Source organism: Sphingopyxis sp. H115 (genome assembly GCF_001468465.1).
GTDB lineage: Bacteria > Pseudomonadota > Alphaproteobacteria > Sphingomonadales > Sphingomonadaceae > Sphingopyxis.
Genome location: NZ_LNSA01000001.1, coordinates 271,011 through 290,749 on the forward strand (window position 1 = coordinate 271,011; position 19,739 = coordinate 290,749).

Here is a 19,739-nt window from a genome sequence, read left to right on the forward strand (position 1 = left end):
AAGTTCCCACGCTCAGGAATCGACCCCGAACAGGTCGCGACTGTAGACCTTGTCGATGACATCGGCGAGTTCGTCGCCGATCCGGTTGGCGATGATCACATCGGCTTCGGCCTTGAACGCCGCGAGGTCGTGTACGACGCGCGAATTGAACAGCGTCGGCTCTTCGAGCAGCGGTTCATAGATGATGACCTCGACCCCCTTGGCCTTGATCCGCTTCATCACACCCAAGATACTGCTCGCGCGAAAATTGTCCGACCCCGCCTTCATCGCCAGGCGGTGAATCCCGACGACGCGCGGCTTGCGCTTCAACACCTCGGACGCGACGAAATCCTTGCGCGTCGTGTTCGACGAAACGATCGCCTGGATCAGGTTTTGCGGAACATCCTTATAGTTCGCGAGCATTTGCTTGGTGTCTTTTGGCAGGCAATAACCACCATAGCCAAAGGACGGATTGTTATAAAATTGTCCGATCCGCGGGTCGAGCCCGACCCCGTCGATGATCTGCCGCGAATCGGCGCCGTGCATCGCGGCATAGGTATCGAGTTCGTTGAAGAAGGCGACGCGCATCGCAAGATAGGTATTCGCGAAAAGCTTGATCGCTTCGGCCTCGGTGTTGCCGGTCTGCAGCACCGTCGTGTCGGGTTTCAGCGACGCGGCGAGCAACAGGTTCGCGAACTCCGTGGCGCGGGGATGCGTATTGCCGATGATGATGCGCGATGGGTACAGATTATCGTACAATGCGCGTCCTTCGCGCAGGAATTCGGGCGAAAAGACGATCGCCTCGCTGCCATGCTCGCTGCGTATCCGGTCGGTAAAGCCGACGGGAACGGTCGATTTGACGACGATCATTGCGCCCGGCGCCATCTTCAGCGCGTCGGCGATGACCGATTCCACCGATCCGGTGTTGAAATAATTGCTCTCAGGATCATAGTCGGTGGGGGTGGCGACGACGACGAAATCGGCGCCGTCATAGGCGGTCTGCCGGTCGATCGTGGCAATCAAGTCGAGGTCGCGGTTTACGAGATAATCCTCGATCTCCGGATCGGCGATCGGCGACACGCGCGCGTTGATCTGGTCCACTTTATGACTGTCGATATCGAGCGCGACGACGCGGTTGTTCTGCGCGAGCAGCACCGCGTTGGAGATGCCGACATAGCCGGTGCCAACGACCGCAATTTTAACTGGGGAGTTCAGCACTCTCGTTGTCCCTTCGTCACGCAGGCGCTGCTCCCTAACAGTCGGAACCTGTTCGCTCAACTCTGGCAACCATGAACGCTGGGGGGACGTCCTCAGGTGCCGCAGAAAGTGGTGTACGGACCCGCATCGGCCGGCGCGGGTTCCGCATAGTCGGCCCACTCGGCGCGCGCGATGTAAGGATTGCGAACAACCTCAAGCAATTCGAGCCACAGCGCCATGTCGCCGCCCTCTGCCGCGGCAAGCGCAGCTTCGATCTTGTGGTTGCGCGGGATATAGAGCGGGTTCACCTCGTCCATCGCGTCGGCGCGTTCGAGCGGCGCGATCGTTTCGCGCTCGAGATGCGCCCACCAGTCGGCGATCCATGGCGCCATCGTGTCGGCATCGGGCAGGAGGGCCGCCAGCATCGCGCCGTCGCCGCGCAACAACTGCGCGAGCGCGCGGAAAAAGGACGTGAAATCGATCGCATGCAATTCCAGCTCGGCGAACAGCGCATCGATCAGTGCGACATCGGCCTCGTCGGCCTGACTAAAGCCCAGCTTCGCGCGCATCCGGGAAAACCAGATGTCCCGAAAACGTTCGGGGATCCCATCGACGAGCGCCTTGGCGCGGTCGACGTCGGCTGGATCGACAGCATGGATCACAGGCAGCAAGGCTTCGGCAAAGCGCGCCATGTTCCAGTGCATGATCTGCGGCTGGCGGCCATAGGCATAACGGCCGTTCGCATCGATCGAACTGAAGACAGTTTTGACGGCGAACCGATCCATGAAGGCGCAGGGACCATAATCAATCGTCTCGCCGCTGATCGCGACATTGTCGGTGTTCATCACGCCGTGGATAAACCCGGCGCCCAGCCAATGGGCCACCAGCTCGCATTGCAGGTCTATCACGCGATCGAGCAAGGCCAGATGCGGATTGGCGGCATCGGCCAGGTCAGGAAAATGGCGGCCTATGCTGTAATTGGAAAGCTGAGCCACATGATCGGCACCGAAATGGGCGGCGAAGAACTGGAAGGTTCCGACGCGGATATGGCTGCTTGCGATCCGCGTCAGCACGGCGCCCGGGTGCGCGCGTTCGCGCTGGACGCGGTCGCCGGTCGCGACTGCGGCGAGCGAACGCGTCGTCGGGACGCCCATCGCCGCCATGGCTTCCGACACGAGGAATTCGCGGAGCACGGGTCCGATCGCTGCCTTGCCGTCGCCGTTGCGGGAAAAAGCCGTTGGGCCCGATCCCTTCAGCTGAACATCGAAGCGTACACCGTCGGGCGCGACGATTTCGCCGATCAAAAGGGCGCGCCCATCGCCGAGCTGCGACGAGAAATGGCCGAACTGATGCCCGGCATAGGCAAAGGCCAGCGGCGCGGCCCCTTCCGGAAGCTGTCGGCCCGAGAATATGTCCGCCAGCTGTTCGTCGGTCGTGCCGACCGCATCGATCCCGAGGCGTTCGGCGAGCGCGAGATTGAAAATCAGCAGCCGCGGTGCCGACGGCCTTACCGCTTCGGCGGGGGCGTAGAACCCGTCCATCGCGTCGTGGAAACTATTGTCGAATGCAAAATCCATCATGGCTCCCCACTGCCCTATTCGAGCGTCATGGCCGTGAATGCAAGGCCGGACAGCCAGCATAGTGGCATCGGCGGTGATTGCCGTCACAAGGCGAGCGGCGAAAAACGCTATCCAACGCGACCGGCGGCGATGTGGGATGACAGGATAATGATGCGCGACCGAACGCATGACCTGCTCCTTGCATCGAGTTTCGGCAGCCACATGATTTTATTGCAGATATCCGGCGGTAAAGCTAAATCTTCCCGGTAGGCGACATGAGCGGAACTATTCATCGATCACTTTGTTGGGCGATTACCGCAAATCCAATTTTTCGTGTGTCAGGGTCTGCAGGAAACGATCGGTCAAAATATGCAAATTAGGGGCAGGCAGGGCTGGCGCGCCGCGCCGGACTATCTTCTACGCATGGCATTGAGCTGGACGCGCGACCAACGGCGTATCCTTGCCGCCGCCATGGACGGCGTGCTCTGCGTCATCGCGGTCTGGATCGCTTATTCGCTGCGTTTGGGCGTTTGGGATCTTTTTTCGCGCCCGGTCTTGATTTTCGCCGGCGTGGCCTTGTTGTGCTGGTATCCCATCGCCTTTCTGACGGGGGTCTATCGATCGCTGATCCGCTTTTCGGGCGCACGCACGATCGCGGACCTTGCGATAGCCTGTGCGTTGCTGACCATTCCCTTGTTGATCGTCTTTGTAGCGGTCCGCATGCCCGCAGTGCCTCGTACGCTCACGATATTGCAGCCGATCATCTTCGTGATGCTTCTCGCGTCGAGCCGGATCGTCATTCGCTTCGCGCTCCTCGACATGTTGAGCGAGATGAAGGTGACCGCGCGGCGCGTGCTGGTCTATGGCGCGGGCCGGGCCGGGCAACAATTGGCGCTGTCGCTGCGGCACGAGCCGCAAATCTACCTAGTCGGGTTCATCGACGACGACCTGCGCCTCGACGGCCAGCGGCTCGACGGCTTTCCGGTCTTTGGGTCGAACCGTCTTGGTCAATTGCTCGAAGACACCGACATCGACGAAGTGCTCCTCGCCATACCCAGCGCGTCGCGCATGCGGCGGCGCGAGATTATCGAGATGCTGCAGGCGGAGCAGGTCTATGTGCGCTCGCTTCCCAGCCTGTCGCATATCATCGAAGGGTCAGTGACGGTTAACGACCTGCGTGAAATCCAGATCGACGAATTGCTGGGTCGCGAAGCGGTCGCGCCCAACGAGGTGCTGATGGGCAAGACCATCGTCGGCAAGATCGTCCTGGTCTCCGGCGCCGGCGGTTCGATCGGCAGCGAATTGTGCCGCCAGATTCTCCAGTGCCATCCTGCACGGCTGATCCTGCTCGACCAATCGGAATTCGCGCTTTACGCGATCGAACAGGAATTGACGCAGATGATCGAGGCGCTCGATCTCAATGTCCCGATCACACTCGAACTGGGCAATGTCGCCGAACGGTCGACGTCGATGCGCATTTATCGCAGCCACCGTCCCGACACGGTGTTTCACGCTGCGGCGTACAAGCATGTTCCGCTAGTTGAAGCGAACCCGATCTCGGGCACGCGCAACAATATCATGGGCACGCTGCACAGCGTCGAGGCCGCCGAGGCGAACGGGGTCAGCAATTTCACGCTAATCAGTACCGATAAGGCCGTGCGCCCGACGAACATCATGGGCGCTTCAAAACGCGTCTGCGAACTGATCTTGCAGGCGCGGGCCGAGCAGCCGGGGGCTTCGACGATCTTCAGCATGGTTCGCTTCGGCAATGTGCTGGGGTCCAGCGGGTCGGTCGTGCCGCGCTTCAAGGCACAGATCGCCGCGGGCGGGCCCGTGACCATCACCCATCCCGACATCACTCGTTACTTCATGACGATCCCGGAGGCATCGCAACTCGTCATTCAAGCGACCGCCATGGCAAAGGGCGGCGAAGTGTTCGTACTCGACATGGGCCAGCCGGTGCGGATCATCGACCTTGCGCGCAGCATGATCCAATTGTCGGGCCTCTCCGTCCGCGACGCCGACCGCCCCGACGGCGATATAGAGATTGTCGAGACGGGGCTGCGGCCGGGCGAGAAGCTCTACGAAGAATTGCTGATCGGCGACAATCCGGGGCCAACCAACCACCCCCGCATTCTTCGCGCGCGCGAAAAATGCTGGGCCTGGCCGGATCTGGAAAAGGAACTGCAACAACTCGACGCGACGATCCGCGGCAGCGGCGATCCCGTCGCCGCCATGCAGATCGTCAGCCGGCTCGTGCCCGAATATGTTCCCGACGCAGCCTGGGCAGAGCGGCTGTCGAGCGGCGGCGCCTGAACGGCCGGGGGGCGGCCCTGCGCTCACCGGAGCGCGCCGCGACGGCGCTCCTAGGCGCTCGCGGCGCGCATCACGTCGCGGCTGACATCGGCGGTGAGCGTAACCTGATCTTCGGTCAGTGTCGGGTGTACCAGCCACATCAGGCTGGTCTGCCCAAGCTCCGCCGCGACCCCCAGGCGCTGGGCGGGCCGCAGCCCCGTCCCGTCGAACGCCTTTTCCAGATAGACTTCCGAACAGCTGCCCTGGAAACAGGGCACGCCGCGGGCGTTTATTTCGGCTGCGATGCGGTCACGGTCCCATCCCGGTGCCAGCCGCTCGGGTCGCAAATAGGCATAGAATTTATATTGCGCGTGCACGCTACCCGCATCCGTCGGCGCGGGTAGGCGCAATATCCCGTCGTCGCCCGAAAAGGGTTCCAGTGCCTGATAGATGGCTTCGGCGTGGCGCGTTCGTGCGGCGGTCCATTGCGGCATCAGCCGCAACTGGATGCGGCCGATCGCGGCCTGCATCTCGATCATCCGCCAATTGGTGCCAAAGCTTTCGTGCAACCAGCGAAAGCCCGGCGGATGCGCGCGCTCATAGACGGCTTCCCAGCTCTTCCCATGATCCTTGAACGACCACATCCGGGACCATAATTCTCGATCGTCGGTCGTGATCATCCCCCCTTCCCCGCCGGTGGTCATGATCTTATCCTGGCAAAAGGACCAGGCGCCGATATGGCCGATCGATCCGACGCTGCGCCCCTTGTAGCGCGCGCCATGCGCCTGCGCACAATCCTCGACGACGGCGAACCCATGCTCGCCGGCCAGCGCCATGATCGGGTCCATGTCGGCGGGCCAGCCCGCAAGGTGGACGATAATGACGGCGCGGGTTCGCGGGGTCCGGACGGCGGCGATGGTTTCGGCCGAAATATTGCCGCTGTCGCGATCGACGTCGGCGAAAATCGGCACCGCGCCGGCATTCACGACGCAACTGACCGACGCAAGGAAGGTGCGCGGCGTGACGATCACCTCGTCGGTCGTGCTGCCCCCGTTGATGGCGCCGACGCGCAGGCCGTGCAGCGCGAGATCGAGCGCCACGGTGCCGTTGGCGACGGCGATGGCATGGTCGCTGCCCGACCATTGGGCGAATTCGCGCTCGAACGCCCGGCCTTCGTCGCCGGTCCAGTAATTGACGCGATTGGACCGCAGCACCGCCGCGACCGCCTCGACCTCTTCTTCACTGAAACGGGGCCAAGGCGCAAAATTCGTGTTCAGCATCTCATCTCATTTCCATGGGCCGGGCAGGATTGCCGACGACAGTCACGCCTTCAGGCACGTCTTTCGTAATTACCGCCCCCATTCCGATCGTCGCCCCCGCCCCGATTCTCATGCCCTGCCGGATAATCGCGCCGGACCCGACATAGGCATGATCGCCGATTGTCGCATTACCATTGCAATGCACGCCGGGCGCAAAGGTCACATAGTCACCGATCACGCAATCATGCTCGACATAGGAGTAAAGATTGGCGTGGAAACAGCGGCCGATGCGGATATTCGACGTCAGCGTGACGAATGGTGACAGCAGCGCGCCCGCGCCGATCTCCACCTCGTCCATGATGACGATATTGGCGGCGCGCGCGCCGATCAACGCGATCCCGGCCTCGGTACATCGCCGGTCCAGCGTCTCGCGCACCCGTGAATTTGCGACAGCAAGTGCGGCGTGACGCGATGTTGCGGGCGCCCCGAGAAAGCGGTCGAAGCTCCAGACCTCGTGACCGTTGACGCGGTCCGCCTGCGGCGCATCGTCGATGAAGACGAGTTGGCCTTCGCTGCCGCCGAGTTCAGCGCGCAACAGCGGCATGATGCCGCGCCCACAGCCGCTGGCGCCGTAAACGCCGACCAATCGTGTCACCCTTTGCCCACCCCGTCGAATTTGGGCATCGTCGCCTCGCCCTCCGCAGCGATACCCTCGCGCCGCACTACTTTTGCGACCGTCATCCACAGAATCCGTATGTCGAGCCGCAGGCTGCGATTGTCGACATACCATGTGTCCAGCGCGAACTTCTGTTCCCAACTCAGCGCGTTCCGGCCGTTGACCTGCGCCCATCCCGTAATTCCGGGACGAACCGCGTGGCGGCGCGTCTGCTCCGCCGTGTAGCGAGGCAGATACTCCATGAGTAGCGGCCGGGGCCCGACCAGGCTCATGTCGCCCTTCAGCACGTTCCAAAGCTCTGGAAGTTCGTCGATGCTGGATGCGCGAAGAAACCGCCCAAGGCGCGTCAGCCTGTCAGCGTCGGCCAGAGGGTTCCCTACCGCATCGACGGCATCGCGCATCGTCCTGAACTTCAGCATCTCGAAAGGCACCTCATGCTGCCCCGGCCTGACTTGGCGAAACAGGACCGGACGGCCCATGCGAGCGGCGATGAGTAGCGCCGTAACCAGCAAAACTGGAAACAGGATCAGCAGCAACAGACTGGCCGCGACCACGTCGATCGCGCGCTTCATGGCAGTGACACCGAAATAGTCCAGACGGTCCTGCGGACTGGCGACAATGCGCGCGGTCCACCATCCTCGACGCGGCAGAGATGAGATGAGAGGGACAAGATCATAATGCTGGAGCAAATGTTTCGTAATGCCTCGTCATGAGACAAGCAAGTCTGCCGGTCCGCCGACGATCGAATGCCCTCGCGGCATCGCACCCATTCTTGATCTCGGGGCGATTGCAAGCCATAGGCAAAACGCGCCGAGAAATGGGAAGCGCGCGACGGGATGCGTTTTCGGTGCCTTCACAAACCTCCTTCGCGCTGTATCGTCGCCGTGCCAACTTAATATTCCCCAGCGGAAGGACCAGACGATAACCAACTGATCCGGTTCGCAGATTCACGATATATCCATTCAGTTTCAGGGACAATCTATGGCAGACGCGATCAATTCCGTCCTCATCACCGGGGGAACGGGAAGTTTCGGCAAGACGATGCTGCGCGAGCTTCTGGCCGACGGAATTCCCGAAGTGCGGGTGCTGAGCCGCGATGAGGAAAAGCAGGACCATCTGCGCAACGAACTCGCGGATTCGCGCGTCCGCTTCTTTATCGGCGATATCCGCGACCGTTCGAGCGTCGACCGCGCCACTGCTGGCGTTGACGCGATCTTTCATGCCGCCGCGCTCAAGCAGGTGCCGTCCTGCGAATTCTTCCCGCTCGAAGCCGTGCGCACGAACATCCTCGGCAGCGAAAACGTCATTCGCGCCGCGATCGACGCAAAGGTCAAAAGCCTCGTCTGCCTGTCGACCGACAAGGCCGTGATGCCGATCAATTCGATGGGCATGAGCAAGGCGATGATGGAAAAGCTCGCGCAATCTGCGGCGCGCGAACTGGGCCCCGCCGCCGGAACGACGATCAGCTGCGTGCGCTATGGCAATGTCATGCATTCGCGCGGATCGGTCATCCCCCTGTTCATTCGGCAGATCACGACCGGGCGGCCGATCACGGTGACCGAGCCCGAAATGACCCGATTCCTGATGCCGCTGCGCGACAGCGTTGCGCTCGTCCGCTTCGCCTTCGCAAAGGCGCGGCAGGGCGACCTGTTCATCAAAAAGGCGCCGGCCAGCACGATCGCCGACCTTGTCGTCGCGCTGAAGCAGTTATTCGACGTTCCTGATCACCCGGTGAATGTGATCGGCTGGCGGCACTCCGAAAAATTGTTCGAAACGCTGGCCAGCTCGCAGGAGCTGGGCACCGCGGAAGACCTGGGCGATTACTGGCGCCTCCAGCTCGACGGCCGCGACCTCAACTATAATGCCTATTTTTCCGAAGGCACCGAAGACCTCGCCAAATTCGAGGATTTTCATAGCCATAATGCGGAAAGGCTTGACGTCGAAGGCGTGAAGCAGTTGCTCTTGTCGCTCCCCGAAGTACAGCAGGCAGTGGATAGCTGGCGGACCGCAACCCCATGAAGATCGTCATTACCGGAGCGCGGGGGCTATTAGGCTGGCATTCGGCCGCGCGGCTCCACGCGGACAATTGCGGCGCACGTTACCGCGGCGATGCCGAACCGTGGACGCTCGTTCCGCTCGACCGGGCCGCGTTCAACGACGACGCGCTCCTCGCCGATGCGCTCGCCGGTGCCGACATCATCTTGCACTGGGCGGGCGTGAACCGGGGCAGCGACGGCGAAGTGGCCGAAGGCAATCCCGCGATCGCGCGCCGCCTCGTCGATTTCTGCGCCCGGGCCGGGGTATCGCCCTTCATCGTTTACGCGAACAGCACCCACGCCGCTCTCGACACCGTTTACGGCCGGTCCAAGAAAGCGGCGGCGGATATCATTGCGGCCTTTACCGGCGGCGCCTTTTGCGACCTCGTGCTTCCGCATATCTTCGGCGAACTCGCGCGGCCCTATTACAACAATGTCACCGCCACCTTCATCGACCAGATATGGAAGGGCGAAAAACCTTCGATCAACGCCGACGGCCGCGTCGAACTGCTTCACAGCGGGGACGCGGCGCGTATCGCCATGGACGCCGCGCTCGCGCGCCGGGCCGGCACGCTTCGCCCCGAAGGGCGCGCGATATCGGTCGCAGACCTTTGGGACCGGCTTTCGGCGTTCCACGACGATTATATGGCGGGAATTTTCCCCGACCTTGCCGACCCGTTCGATCTCGCGCTGTTCAACAGCTATCGGACCGCGGCCTATCCGCACCGTTATCCGAGGGCGCTGACCGTCAACGCCGACAATCGCGGCATCCTGTTCGAATCGGCCAAGGCGCGCGGTTCGGGCCACGCGTTCCTGTCGACGACAAGGCCCGGGATCGTCCGCGGCGATCATTTCCATTCGAACCTCGTCGAACGCTTCGTCGTCGTATCCGGCAAGGCGGTTATCCGCGTCCGCAAAGTGCTGTCGGACGACGTGCACGAGTTTTTCGTTTCGGGCGACGAACCCGTCGCGATCGACCAGATTCCGTTTCACACCCATCACATCCAGAATCTCGGCGACAGTGACCTGATCACCTTTTTCTGGTCGCACCGCATATTCGACCGCGCCAATCCTGATACGTATCAGGATCCGGTTCTTGGGGCCCAATAATGCAGAAACTGAACGTTACCACGGTCGTGGGCACCCGGCCCGAGATCATTCGCCTGTCGCGCGTGCTCGACCGGCTCGACGCCTATACGAACCATCGTATCGTGCACACCGGGCAGAATTGGGACTATGAACTCAACGAGGTCTTTTTCTCCGACCTCGACCTACGCAAACCCGACGCGTTTTTCGGCGTCGATACGGCGTCGCTCGGCGCCGTGCTAGGCGGCATATTGGTTGAGGCGGAAAGGGAATTTCGCGCGCACCGCCCCGACGCGCTGCTCGTGCTGGGCGATACCAACAGCGCCATCGCCGCCCTGATGGCCAGACGGATGAAAATACCCGTCTACCACATGGAAGCGGGCAATCGCAGTTTCGACCGCAACGTTCCCGAAGAAACCAATCGCAAGATGGTCGACCACATCAGCGACTTCAACCTCGTGTACACCGAACATGCGCGGCGCCATCTGCTTGGCGAGGGCATGGCGCATCGCCGCATCTACCTCACCGGATCGCCGATGCGCGAAGTGCTCGACCATTATCGCGCGCGGATCGAGGCGTCGGACATTCTCCCGCGTCTCGAACTGACATCCGGCGGCTATTACATCGTCTCGATGCACCGCGAGGAAAATGTCGACAGCAAGGAGCGTTTGCTCGAACTCGTTGCAACGCTGAACGAACTCGCAGCGCGCGACGACATGCCGGTGATCATGTCGACCCACCCGCGCACGCGGCGGCGGCTCGACGCAATCGAGGGCCTCGAACTCGACCCGCGGGTCCGTTACCTGAAGCCGTTCGGTTTCCACGATTACAATCATCTTCAGATGCACGCGCGCTGTGCCATTTCGGACAGCGGCACCATCGCTGAAGAAAGTGCGATCCTCGATTTTCCAGCGATAACGCCGCGCGATGCGGTCGAACGTCCCGAAGCGCTCGATACGGGCAACATCGTCGTTACCGGCGTGAACCGCGACGCGATTCTCGCGGGGATCGACGCCGTGGTTGCGATGCATGGCGAGCGCAAGGCCGCCGGCCTGCCCGGCATCGTTCCCGCCGATTACGCCATCGCCAATACGTCGGAACGGGTGGTCAAACTCATCCTCGGAACCGCGCGGCTGTCGAACGGCTGGGACGGCATCCGCATGCACGATTATATGTGACGGCATCGCACCCAGCCCGATGAACATATTATTCGCTACCCAGATTTTCGATCCGGAGCCCGTGATGAAAGGCCTCCTGTTCGCGAAGGAATTACAGGCGGTCGAGGGCGATCGCGTGACGGTAGTGACGGGTTTTCCCAACTACCCGGCCGGAAAAATCTACGACGGCTACCGGATCAGGCCGATCACGCGCGAGGTCCGCGACGGCGTCGAGATCATCCGCCTGCCGCTGGTGCCGGGGCACGGGCGCAATCCGCTGTGGCGTATCGCCAACTATCTCTCCTTCTTCGCCAGCCTGTTGGTCTGGGGGCTGTTCGCGGCGCGTAAATACGACCTGGTGTACGTCTATCATCCCCCTATGACGGTCGGTTTCGCCGCGGCGCTTTTTTCCGCGGTGCATCGCAAGCCCTTCATCCTCGAAGTGCAGGATCTCTGGCCTGAATCGGTTGTGGCCAGCGGGATATCGGGTGCAGGCGCGCTGGAACGAGGCTTGGCGGCGATGTGCCGGTTCGTCTATCGCCGCGCAACGCATATCGTCGCGCAGTCGCACGGCATGGCGGACAAGCTTATCGAGCGCGGCGCGAATGCCTCCGCCATGTCGGTGATTTACAATTGGTCGAACAGCGAACCCGCCCCGCTTCCGCCGCGGTCGGTGCCGGGCGATGCGTATGAATTTCTCTATACGGGCAATCTCGGCATCTATCAGGATCTCGGCACCGCCATCGCGGCGACGCGGATTGCGCATGCGGCCGATTCCCGCGTCAGGCTGACGATGATCGGCAACGGCGCCGAGAAGGCACGGCTGGCCGAAAGCCTGACCGATGCCGACCGGGCATTTATCCGGTTCCGCGATTCCGTGCCGCAGGAAGACCTGCTCGAAATCGTGGCGAACGCCGACTGCCTTCTCCTCCATCTTCGCGACATGCCCTTTTTCGAATTTACCATCCCGTCGAAGATTCCCTTCTATCTTGCGATGGCGCGGCCGGTGCTCGCTGGCATCCGCGGCGAGGCCGCCGGGATCTTGCGGGACAGCGGCGCCGCCGAAGTGGTCGCTCCCGAATCGCCGGACGCGATGGCGCGCGCGATGGTCGCGCTGGCACGCGAGACGCCCGAACGCCGCGAAGCGCGCGGCCGACAAGGCGCAGCCTATTACCACGAGCATCTGGCGCGCAATCAGGCGATACGGAGAACCCGCGCGCTCTTCGTCTTCCCAGACGGGGACAAGTCCCGTTGAAACGAAAGAAGGACGAACCCGGCAGAATGGAGTGGCCACCTTCGCCAGCTTGGCAACGACCGACACAAATGAATATAGCGTCGGTCATGGAGGCGTCTTGATACCGTGAAATTTGCCGTTGTCCGTCCACGACGCGACAATATTATCGTTAGGAAGGAAGTCAGACGTGAAAGTTGTGTTGCTCTGCGGCGGGAAAGGGACCCGCTTGGGAGAATTGACGGGTCGTCGGCTGCCCAAACCGCTAGTCGAAATCGGCGGTCGCCCCATTCTGTGGCATATCATGAAAAGCTACGCGCGCCAGGGTCATACCGATTTCGTCCTGTGCGCCGGCCATCTGTCAGAGATGATCAAGCAATATTTCCTCCATTCGCGCCTTTTCGACGGCGATATGCGCGTGAACACCCGGACGGGGAACGTGGAGTTTCTCGGTCAGTCCGAAGATGACTGGTCGGTCGTGATCGCGGATACCGGCGATGAAACTCAAACCGCGGGGCGCATCGCTCGCGTCTCACGCTATCTCGATCCCGAAGGTCCCTTCTTCCTGACCTATGGCGATGGCCTTTCCGACATCGATCTTTCGAAACTGCTTGCCTTCCACAAGGAGCATGGGCGCCTGGCGACGATCACCGGCATCGCGCCTCCGGGACGCTTCGGCGAACTCAACCTCGACGGAACGCGCGTCACCGAGTTGCGCGAAAAACCCGAAGCGACCGACCGGTTTATCAATGGCGGCTTCATGGTGCTGGATCGCCAGTTTGTGGATCGATACTGCGACGTTCCCGATGCCGACAACATCATGCTCGAACGGGCCCCGCTCGAACGCGCGGCCGTTGACGGCGAATTGATGATGTTTCCGCACCATGGATTCTGGCAGTGCATGGACACCGCGCGCGACTGGGAATTGCTCGAGAAACTGGCTGCCGCGCCGAAGGCCCCCTGGCAGTGACCCCTGCATTCCTGACAGCGTTTCGCGGCAAGCGCATATTGGTAACGGGTCACACGGGTTTCAAGGGAAGCTGGCTCAGCCTCTGGCTCGAAAAGCTTGGCGCGAATGTCGCCGGCTATTCGCTGGCGCCGCCGACCGAGCCCGCGATGTTCGATCTGTGCAACATCGCCGACGGAATGGACCATCGCATCGGCGATATCCGTGACACGGCGAGCCTCGACAGCTTTGTGGCTCAGGTTCGACCCGACGTCGTGTTCCACCTCGCCGCCCAGCCGATCGTGCGGCAATCCTACGCCGATCCGATCGAAACCGTCACGACGAACATCGTCGGCACCGCGAACGTCCTTGAAGCCGTCCGCCGCCTCGACGCGCCTTGCGCCGTCGTCGTCGTCACGTCGGACAAATGCTATGAAAACCGCGAATGGATCTGGGGCTATCGCGAAGACGACCCGATGGGCGGGCACGATCCCTACAGCATGAGCAAGGGCGCCACCGAACTGGTTGTCGCATCCTGGCGCAACAGCTTTTTCGGCCCCGACAGCGGAGTCATGCTCGCGTCGGGACGGGCCGGCAATGTGATCGGCGGCGGCGATTGGGCCAAGGACCGGATCGTTCCCGATTGTATTCGCGCCTTTTCCGAAGGGCGCCAGGTCGAACTGCGCAATCCGGGGGCTACGCGTCCCTGGCAGCACGTGCTCGAACCGCTCGGCGGCTATTTGCTGCTCGCCGAACGCCTGCTGTCGGACGACGCGCGCGATTATTGCTCGGGCTGGAATTTCGGTCCCGGCGCCGACGATATCCAGCCCGTAAGCCAGATCGTCCGCCAAATCGCCGAAAAATGGGGCGGCGATGCGAGCTGGTCGATGTCGGAGGGCGTCCACCCCAAAGAGGCCGCCCTGCTTTCGCTCAACTGCGACAAGGCGGCCGGCCTTCTGCACTGGAAGCCTTGTTGGCATCTGGAAGAGCTCGCGGAAAAGACCGTCGATTGGTATCGTCAATGGCTGCGCGACCCTGCGGGCCTTCAGCAGGTGACGCTGGACCAGATCGGCGCGTTCGAGAAGAAAATGACCGATCGGCGGATCGGGGATAGCCAGGTCGTCTGATATGCAGGTTTTGCTGGTCATCGACGGCATGCATCCTCGCGACGGCGGGCCGCCCGCCGTCGTGTCGGGGTCGGCGACCGCTTTGCGCGCGCAGGGTATCGACGTTGCGGTGCTGACTTCGCTGCGGCCCGGGGACGAGCGCGACGTCCGGACGACATGGCAAGGGATGGTCGCGTTGGGTGTCAATCTTCTGTTCTGCGCGCCAGTGGGGCTCGGCCAGTTGATCGGCCTCGCGAAACGCGACGCCGTCATGCAGGACGCGATTGAAGGCGCAGACGTCGTCCATATCCACGGCTTCTGGACCCCCGCCCTGATCCAGGCCGCGCGCATGGCGCGCGCGGCGGGCAAGCCCTATTTCATCTCGACGCACGGACTGCTCGATCACCGGGTGATGAGATCCTCGTGGCGAAAATGGGCCAAGAAGCGGCTGGCCATTAAACTGTTCGATTTCGCGTCGATCTTCGATGGCGCGAGCGGCATTATTTTCGGAAGCGAAACCGAGGCGAACGAAAGCTGGCAGCCGTCGGCGGCGATGCGAAAGATTTTCATCCCCAATGGCGTCGACGCCGCCGTGGGCCTCGATCACGAGATGTCTCCCAAGGCGCGCCAACGCCTCGCCGCGGCGGCGCCGCCGTTCGAACAATGGTCCCGCAAGCTGCTGTTTTTTAGCCGCATTCACCCCAAGAAGGGGCTGGATATGCTGGTCCAGGCTTTCAACGCGCTGGTTTCCGACTATCCCGGAACGGGGCTTTTGATCGCCGGGCTGCCCGAAGACGAACGATATGAAGCCGAGGTCGCCCGCCTGGTCGCAGCATGCCCCATGCCCGCCAATATCGTTCTGACCACGCAGCTGACCGGTCCTGGAAGCCATTTCCTCTATGCGGCGTGCGATATCTTCGTGCTGCCTTCGCACGCCGAGGGTTTTTCGGTCGCCTTGACCGAAGCCCTTGCCCACGGAAAACCATCGCTCATCACGCGCTATTGCCATATGCCGCAGATCGAAGCCGAAGGCGCCGGGGTGGTCGTCGATCCGAACCCCGAAAGCATCGAAGCCGGCCTCAGAAGGCTGCTCTCGCTGCCGGCGGAACAGTTGACCGTGATGGGCAGAAACGCGAGAGCATTGTTCGAGCGGCGCTATACCTGGGATCGCGTTGCGCAGCAGTTGGAGACCAGTTACTCGGCCGCTCTGGGCGAATAGCGCATATTTGGAGCATGATGGAAAACGACAGTCCGCGCGTTTTGGTCACCGGATCGTCCGGCTTCATCGGTCGGCGTATGCTCGAACGAATGCGACGTTCCGGCACCGATGCGACCGGGTGGACACGCGCCGATGGCGATCTGCGCGATCCCGATGTCGTGCGGACAAGGCTTGCGCGGATCCGCCCCGACCATATTTTCCACCTCGCCTCCGAACCGCCGAAGCCGGTTGCCGAAACCTGGACGCGCGTGGCCGACGAGCAGGCGATGCTCGCCAATCTCGCTTATGCGATGCCCAGCCATTGCCGCCTCATATATGCAGGAAGCATGGCGGAATATGGACGGGCCGGCCTGCTGCGCGAAACCGACCAATGCGTTCCCGACACGGGCTATGGTTGTGCGAAATCCAGCGGGACGAACCTCGCGCTGGCGCTGCGCACCATCCTGCAGGTCGATATCCGTGTCGGCCGACTCTTTGGCGTATATGGCCCCGGCGAAGGCCCCAGCCGTCTTCTTCCCACGCTGTTTGCCAGATTGCGGAGCGGTGAGCCCATGCCACTGAGCGACGGCGAGCAAGTGCGCGATTTCATCCATGTCGACGACGTCTGCACCGTCTTGTTCGCGTTGGCCGATGCCCCTGGCCCACCCCCCATTGTCAATGTCGGGACGGGTCGGGGCGTCAGCGTCCGCCACGTCTGCGAAACGGTCGCAGACGTCTTGAACGCGGACCCAAGCCTCCTCCGGTTCGGCGCGCGACCGCGGCGCCATGTCGACCAGGATGCACTCGTTGCCGGGACCAAACTTCTTCAATCGGTGGTCGCGCCGCCACCGCAGCGCTGGCTCGATAAAACTCTTGCTGCCGAAGTCATCGACAGCATGTGCGGAAACCTGCCGTCCGTCTAACGGGCCCGAATCCATATCCGGGTGTCGAAAACGCCGTTGGAGGTCCGGATTTCGCGCCAGTCGCGCGTCGCTTCGATAAATCTAGTCCAGGTCTCGCTCGTGGCGCCGTCCGCCCAGCGGCGCGAGTTGGGAGCGCGTGTGGCGTCGTCGGGAAGATAGCTGTTCGCATTATCGATCACGAGCAGGCTGCCCTTCTTCATCTTGGGCAATACCTCGAGCGCGCAGCGATCGCGCCAGACGCCATCGACCAGGCAGAAATCGAGGCTTTCGTCGTCGAACCGGGCGATCTGGCCAACATAATCCGCCTCGGTCTCACACAGCTTGTAATCGAGCTTGCCGCTGTCGATGGCTGCCGTTGATTGGCGTTCGACGATCGCATGCCATTCGGGATTATGTTCGACCGAATAGAGCTTGCCGATCCGCTGGACGAACCATGCGGTGCTGCGCCCCGATCCGAATTCGGCGCCTACGTCGGTATCGAGAAGCGCGCTTTCGAGGATGCCGATCGCCGCACTCGTCAGCCAGGGATGCTCGGGATGCTCTTTCTGCTGAAAATAGAGGCGCGTGCGATCCACGACATAGCGCGGCGTCACATGTTTGAATGTCCTCATGCTCGGTCCTTCTCGAATGGGGATATGGTCAGGCGCGCTTGAGCGACGGCAACAGGCCGCAAGTGTCGAAAACGACCTTGCTGCCAATGCGATCGAGGCTCAGCGAACGAAATTGGTCGTGGCTCGTCAGGAAAAGGAGGATGTCAGCGCGCTCGATCGCGCTGCCCGCATCGGCCAAAATTACACCCCGGTCGCGCAGCGACGCCGGCAGCTCCTCGATGAACGGTTCGCACGCGATGACTTCAATGTCATCGTGCACCGCCAATAGCTTCGCGACCTCGACCGACGGGCTTTCGCGCAGGTCGTCGACGTTGGGCTTGTACGCCAGCCCCATGCAGGCGACCATCGGCCGTTCGAAGGCCTTTGCTGCGGCGATCACTTGGTCGACCACCCAATGCGGTTTGGCATCGTTGACTTCGCGCGCGGTGCGGATCAGCCGCGCCTCGTCCGGTGCGCTGTCGACGATAAACCAGGGATCAACGGCGATACAATGGCCGCCAACACCAGGGCCGGGATTCAGAATGTTCACGCGCGGGTGGCGATTGGCGAGCGCGATCAGTTCGCGCACATCGACCCCAACCTTGTCGGCGACGATCGACAATTCGTTCGCGAACGCGATATTGACGTCGCGGAACGAATTTTCGGACAGCTTGCAAAGCTCGGCGGTGCGGGCGTTGGTCACATGGCAAGCGCCTTCGACCGCGTGGCGATAAAAACCCACCGCTGCTTCGCTGCATTGGGGGGTAATGCCCCCGATCACCCGGTCGTTGCGGACCAGCTCCTCGATGACCTTGCCCGGCAGGATGCGTTCGGGGCAGTATGCAAGATGAACGTCGCCGGCCCGCCCGTCGGGTTCGGGTATCGCCAAGTCCGGGCGCATCTCTCGCAGCCAGTCGCCGACCTGTTCGGTTGCGCCGACCGGCGACGTCGATTCGAGAATCACGACATTGCCCTTCGACAGCACCGGCGCGATCATCCGCGTGGCGGATTCGACAAAGCGCAGGTCGGGACGGTTTCCTTCCTTGAACGGCGTCGGTACGGCGATGACGAATATGTCGGCGGGCTCGACCGTCGTCGTCGCGCGCAGGGCGCCCTTGCCGACGACGTCGTTCAACAACTCGTCGAGACCCGGCTCGACGATATGCGCCCGGCCCTCGTTGATGATGCGCACCGCTTCGGCATCGATATCGACGCCAATGACCTTTAGCCCCGATCGCGCGAAGACCGCCGCGCTTGGCAGTCCCACATAACCCAGCCCCAACACGGCCACACGCTCGATCGGCATAGTCACTAGTTTCCTGTCGTTCAGTGCGCCGCGGCGGCGAGCGCGTCGACGATCCGTCCCGCGGCCTTGCCGTCGCCATAGGGATTGTGGGCCCGTGCCATGGCGGCATAGGCCTGCTGGTCGTCGAGCAGTCGTTCGACCTGTGACACCAGCAGGTCCTGGTCGGTCCCGACGAGCTTGACCGTACCCGCTTCGACGGCTTCGGGCCGCTCGGTCGTGTCACGCGTCACCAGGACGGGTTTTCCGAAACTCGGCGCCTCTTCCTGGATTCCGCCCGAATCGGTCACCACAAGGTGACATTTGTCGAGCAGCCACACAAACGGCAGATAGGATTGCGGTTCGAGGAGGTGGATATCGGCAACCCCGGTCAAAATCTTTTCAACCGTCGTCTTGACGGCGGGGTTCAAATGAACCGGAAAGACCACCTGCACGTCGCCGCGCCGCGCAAGCCGGGCAAGCGCCTCGCACGTGCGCGCGATGCCGCCATCATGGCTCTCGCGGCGATGCCCCGTCACGAGCACGGTCCGCTTGGACGGATCGAGAAAAGCGAAGGAGGACGCAAGGCGATCCGCAATGTCATTGTCCGCGTCGAGCCGCGCCTTGGTGGCTTGCAGGGCATCGATGACGGTGTTGCCCGTCACATGGATTCGCTCCGCTGGCACCGCTTCATCGATAAGGTTCTGGCGCGCGAAATCGGTCGGCGCGAAATGCAGGCTGGCGAGCCGCCCAGTGATCTGTCTGTTCGCCTCTTCGGGCCAGGGTGACAGCAGGTTGCGGGTCCGCAGGCCGGCCTCGACATGGCCCACCGGCATGCCGGCATAAAAGGCCGCGAGCGCCGCCGCCATCGACGTCGTCGTATCACCGTGGACAAGGACATAGTCGGGCTTGCGGTCGGCAAGAACCTTCTGCATCCCTTCCAGCACTGCGGCGGTGATGTGGGTCAGCCCCTGCCCCGACTTCATGACCTTCAAGTCCGTGTCGGGGACGATCCCGAACAAGTCGTTGACCTGGTCGAGCATCTCGGCATGCTGCCCGGTAACGCAAACCGCGCCGTCGAGGTCGGGATGCGCATCGATTGCACGGATCACCGGCGCCATCTTGATCGCTTCGGGCCGCGTTCCGTAGACAGTCAGGATCGATTTCACGAATTCTAACTCTCTTGGATTTTCAGGGGAAACCGGCGCCTTCGCCGAGC

18 protein-coding genes are annotated in these 19,739 nt (G+C 62.2%); 10 read left to right on the forward strand and 8 right to left on the reverse strand.

Annotated elements, in window-relative coordinates; genetic code table 11:
* Positions 1-12 precede the first annotated feature (12 nt).
* Both ATE71_RS01320 and ATE71_RS01325 read right to left on the reverse strand, forming a co-directional pair.
* Positions 13-1,197 (reverse strand): nucleotide sugar dehydrogenase, encoded by a 1,185-nt coding sequence (locus ATE71_RS01320; protein WP_414892309.1) that lies wholly within the window; start codon positions 1,195-1,197, stop codon positions 13-15.
* 92 nt (positions 1,198-1,289) lie between these two features.
* Positions 1,290-2,756 carry a protein adenylyltransferase SelO gene (locus ATE71_RS01325; protein ID WP_235587854.1) on the reverse strand — a complete coding sequence of 489 codons (1,467 nt, stop codon included), beginning with the start codon at positions 2,754-2,756 and terminating at the stop codon, positions 1,290-1,292.
* 27 nt (positions 2,757-2,783) lie between these two features.
* Here ATE71_RS01325 and ATE71_RS21950 point away from each other — a divergent pair, with 27 nt between their 5' ends.
* Both ATE71_RS21950 and ATE71_RS01330 read left to right on the forward strand, forming a co-directional pair.
* The gene (locus ATE71_RS21950; protein WP_152998583.1) at positions 2,784-3,005 is read left to right on the forward strand and encodes a hypothetical protein; all 222 of its coding nucleotides are present in this window, start codon (positions 2,784-2,786) and stop codon (positions 3,003-3,005) included.
* A 99-nt stretch (positions 3,006-3,104) separates the two neighbouring features.
* On the forward strand, positions 3,105-5,051 hold the full coding sequence (locus ATE71_RS01330) for a polysaccharide biosynthesis protein (protein ID WP_058801650.1): 1,947 nt from the start codon (positions 3,105-3,107) through the stop codon (positions 5,049-5,051).
* A 50-nt stretch (positions 5,052-5,101) separates the two neighbouring features.
* On the opposite strand, the gene ATE71_RS01335 is transcribed toward ATE71_RS01330, so the two are convergent.
* Genes ATE71_RS01335 through ATE71_RS01345 form a run of 3 tightly spaced genes read right to left on the reverse strand, consistent with a single transcriptional unit; the run spans position 5,102 to position 7,537 of the window.
* Positions 5,102-6,310 (reverse strand): DegT/DnrJ/EryC1/StrS family aminotransferase, encoded by a 1,209-nt coding sequence (locus ATE71_RS01335; RefSeq protein ID WP_058801548.1) that lies wholly within the window; start codon positions 6,308-6,310, stop codon positions 5,102-5,104.
* 1 nt (position 6,311) lies between these two features.
* Positions 6,312-6,944, reverse strand: coding sequence for an acetyltransferase (locus ATE71_RS01340; RefSeq protein ID WP_058801549.1), 633 nt, complete (start codon positions 6,942-6,944; stop codon positions 6,312-6,314).
* Positions 6,941-7,537 (reverse strand): sugar transferase, encoded by a 597-nt coding sequence (locus ATE71_RS01345; protein ID WP_058801550.1) that lies wholly within the window; start codon positions 7,535-7,537, stop codon positions 6,941-6,943. Before ATE71_RS01345 ends, ATE71_RS01340 begins: the two co-directional genes overlap by 4 nt.
* Before the next feature lie 409 nt (positions 7,538-7,946).
* Here ATE71_RS01345 and ATE71_RS01350 point away from each other — a divergent pair, with 409 nt between their 5' ends.
* From ATE71_RS01350 to ATE71_RS01385, 8 genes are all read left to right on the forward strand, one after another.
* Positions 7,947-8,984, forward strand: a complete 1,038-nt coding sequence (locus ATE71_RS01350) for an SDR family NAD(P)-dependent oxidoreductase (protein WP_058801551.1) — start codon at positions 7,947-7,949, stop codon at positions 8,982-8,984.
* On the forward strand, positions 8,981-10,111 hold the full coding sequence (locus ATE71_RS01355; protein ID WP_058801552.1) for an NAD-dependent epimerase/dehydratase family protein: 1,131 nt from the start codon (positions 8,981-8,983) through the stop codon (positions 10,109-10,111). The genes ATE71_RS01350 and ATE71_RS01355 overlap by 4 nt, the downstream gene beginning before the upstream one ends.
* Positions 10,111-11,265 (forward strand): non-hydrolyzing UDP-N-acetylglucosamine 2-epimerase, encoded by a 1,155-nt coding sequence (gene wecB / locus ATE71_RS01360; RefSeq protein ID WP_058801553.1) that lies wholly within the window; start codon positions 10,111-10,113, stop codon positions 11,263-11,265. Before ATE71_RS01355 ends, wecB (ATE71_RS01360) begins: the two co-directional genes overlap by 1 nt.
* Before the next feature lie 19 nt (positions 11,266-11,284).
* Positions 11,285-12,499 carry a glycosyltransferase family 4 protein gene (locus tag ATE71_RS01365; RefSeq protein ID WP_082665008.1) on the forward strand — a complete coding sequence of 405 codons (1,215 nt, stop codon included), beginning with the start codon at positions 11,285-11,287 and terminating at the stop codon, positions 12,497-12,499.
* A 175-nt stretch (positions 12,500-12,674) separates the two neighbouring features.
* The gene (locus ATE71_RS01370) at positions 12,675-13,445 is read left to right on the forward strand and encodes a glucose-1-phosphate cytidylyltransferase (protein ID WP_235587863.1); all 771 of its coding nucleotides are present in this window, start codon (positions 12,675-12,677) and stop codon (positions 13,443-13,445) included.
* Positions 13,442-14,548: a CDP-glucose 4,6-dehydratase gene (gene rfbG, locus ATE71_RS01375; RefSeq protein WP_235587855.1), complete on the forward strand. Its 1,107-nt coding sequence runs from the start codon at positions 13,442-13,444 to the stop codon at positions 14,546-14,548. Before ATE71_RS01370 ends, rfbG begins: the two co-directional genes overlap by 4 nt.
* A 1-nt stretch (position 14,549) precedes the next feature.
* Positions 14,550-15,746: a glycosyltransferase gene (locus ATE71_RS01380; protein WP_058801556.1), complete on the forward strand. Its 1,197-nt coding sequence runs from the start codon at positions 14,550-14,552 to the stop codon at positions 15,744-15,746.
* 17 nt (positions 15,747-15,763) lie between these two features.
* Positions 15,764-16,648, forward strand: a complete 885-nt coding sequence (locus ATE71_RS01385) for an NAD-dependent epimerase/dehydratase family protein (protein ID WP_058801557.1) — start codon at positions 15,764-15,766, stop codon at positions 16,646-16,648.
* Here the strand turns inward: ATE71_RS01385 and ATE71_RS01390 are convergent.
* Genes ATE71_RS01390 through wecB (ATE71_RS01400) form a run of 3 tightly spaced genes read right to left on the reverse strand, consistent with a single transcriptional unit; the run spans position 16,645 to position 19,689 of the window.
* On the reverse strand, positions 16,645-17,259 hold the full coding sequence (locus ATE71_RS01390; protein ID WP_058801558.1) for a class I SAM-dependent methyltransferase: 615 nt from the start codon (positions 17,257-17,259) through the stop codon (positions 16,645-16,647). The genes ATE71_RS01385 and ATE71_RS01390 overlap by 4 nt on opposite strands.
* Positions 17,260-17,287: 28 nt before the next feature.
* Entirely contained in the window at positions 17,288-18,544 is a 1,257-nt protein-coding gene (gene wecC, locus ATE71_RS01395) for a UDP-N-acetyl-D-mannosamine dehydrogenase (protein ID WP_058801561.1), read from the reverse strand.
* Positions 18,545-18,564: 20 nt separating this feature from the next.
* Complete coding sequence (wecB, locus tag ATE71_RS01400; protein ID WP_082665010.1) at positions 18,565-19,689, reverse strand: non-hydrolyzing UDP-N-acetylglucosamine 2-epimerase; 1,125 nt, start codon at positions 19,687-19,689, stop codon at positions 18,565-18,567.
* Between the last annotated feature and the right edge of the window lie 50 nt (positions 19,690-19,739).

What these genes read in the sequence shown, in the direction of transcription:
- ATE71_RS01325 (WP_235587854.1), bottom strand. Translation starts at nt 2,756, where the DNA reads ATGATGGATTTTGCATTCGACAATAGTTTCCACGACGCGATGGACGGG.
- ATE71_RS21950 (WP_152998583.1), top strand. Translation starts at nt 2,784, where the DNA reads ATGGCCGTGAATGCAAGGCCGGACAGCCAGCATAGTGGCATCGGCGGT.
- ATE71_RS01330 (WP_058801650.1), top strand. Translation starts at nt 3,105, where the DNA reads ATGCAAATTAGGGGCAGGCAGGGCTGGCGCGCCGCGCCGGACTATCTT.
- ATE71_RS01335 (WP_058801548.1), bottom strand. Translation starts at nt 6,310, where the DNA reads ATGCTGAACACGAATTTTGCGCCTTGGCCCCGTTTCAGTGAAGAAGAG.
- ATE71_RS01345 (WP_058801550.1), bottom strand. Translation starts at nt 7,537, where the DNA reads ATGAAGCGCGCGATCGACGTGGTCGCGGCCAGTCTGTTGCTGCTGATC.
- ATE71_RS01350 (WP_058801551.1), top strand. Translation starts at nt 7,947, where the DNA reads ATGGCAGACGCGATCAATTCCGTCCTCATCACCGGGGGAACGGGAAGT.
- ATE71_RS01355 (WP_058801552.1), top strand. Translation starts at nt 8,981, where the DNA reads ATGAAGATCGTCATTACCGGAGCGCGGGGGCTATTAGGCTGGCATTCG.
- wecB (WP_058801553.1), top strand. Translation starts at nt 10,111, where the DNA reads ATGCAGAAACTGAACGTTACCACGGTCGTGGGCACCCGGCCCGAGATC.
- ATE71_RS01365 (WP_082665008.1), top strand. Translation starts at nt 11,285, where the DNA reads ATGAACATATTATTCGCTACCCAGATTTTCGATCCGGAGCCCGTGATG.
- ATE71_RS01380 (WP_058801556.1), top strand. Translation starts at nt 14,550, where the DNA reads ATGCAGGTTTTGCTGGTCATCGACGGCATGCATCCTCGCGACGGCGGG.
- ATE71_RS01385 (WP_058801557.1), top strand. Translation starts at nt 15,764, where the DNA reads ATGGAAAACGACAGTCCGCGCGTTTTGGTCACCGGATCGTCCGGCTTC.
- ATE71_RS01390 (WP_058801558.1), bottom strand. Translation starts at nt 17,259, where the DNA reads ATGAGGACATTCAAACATGTGACGCCGCGCTATGTCGTGGATCGCACG.
- wecC (WP_058801561.1), bottom strand. Translation starts at nt 18,544, where the DNA reads ATGCCGATCGAGCGTGTGGCCGTGTTGGGGCTGGGTTATGTGGGACTG.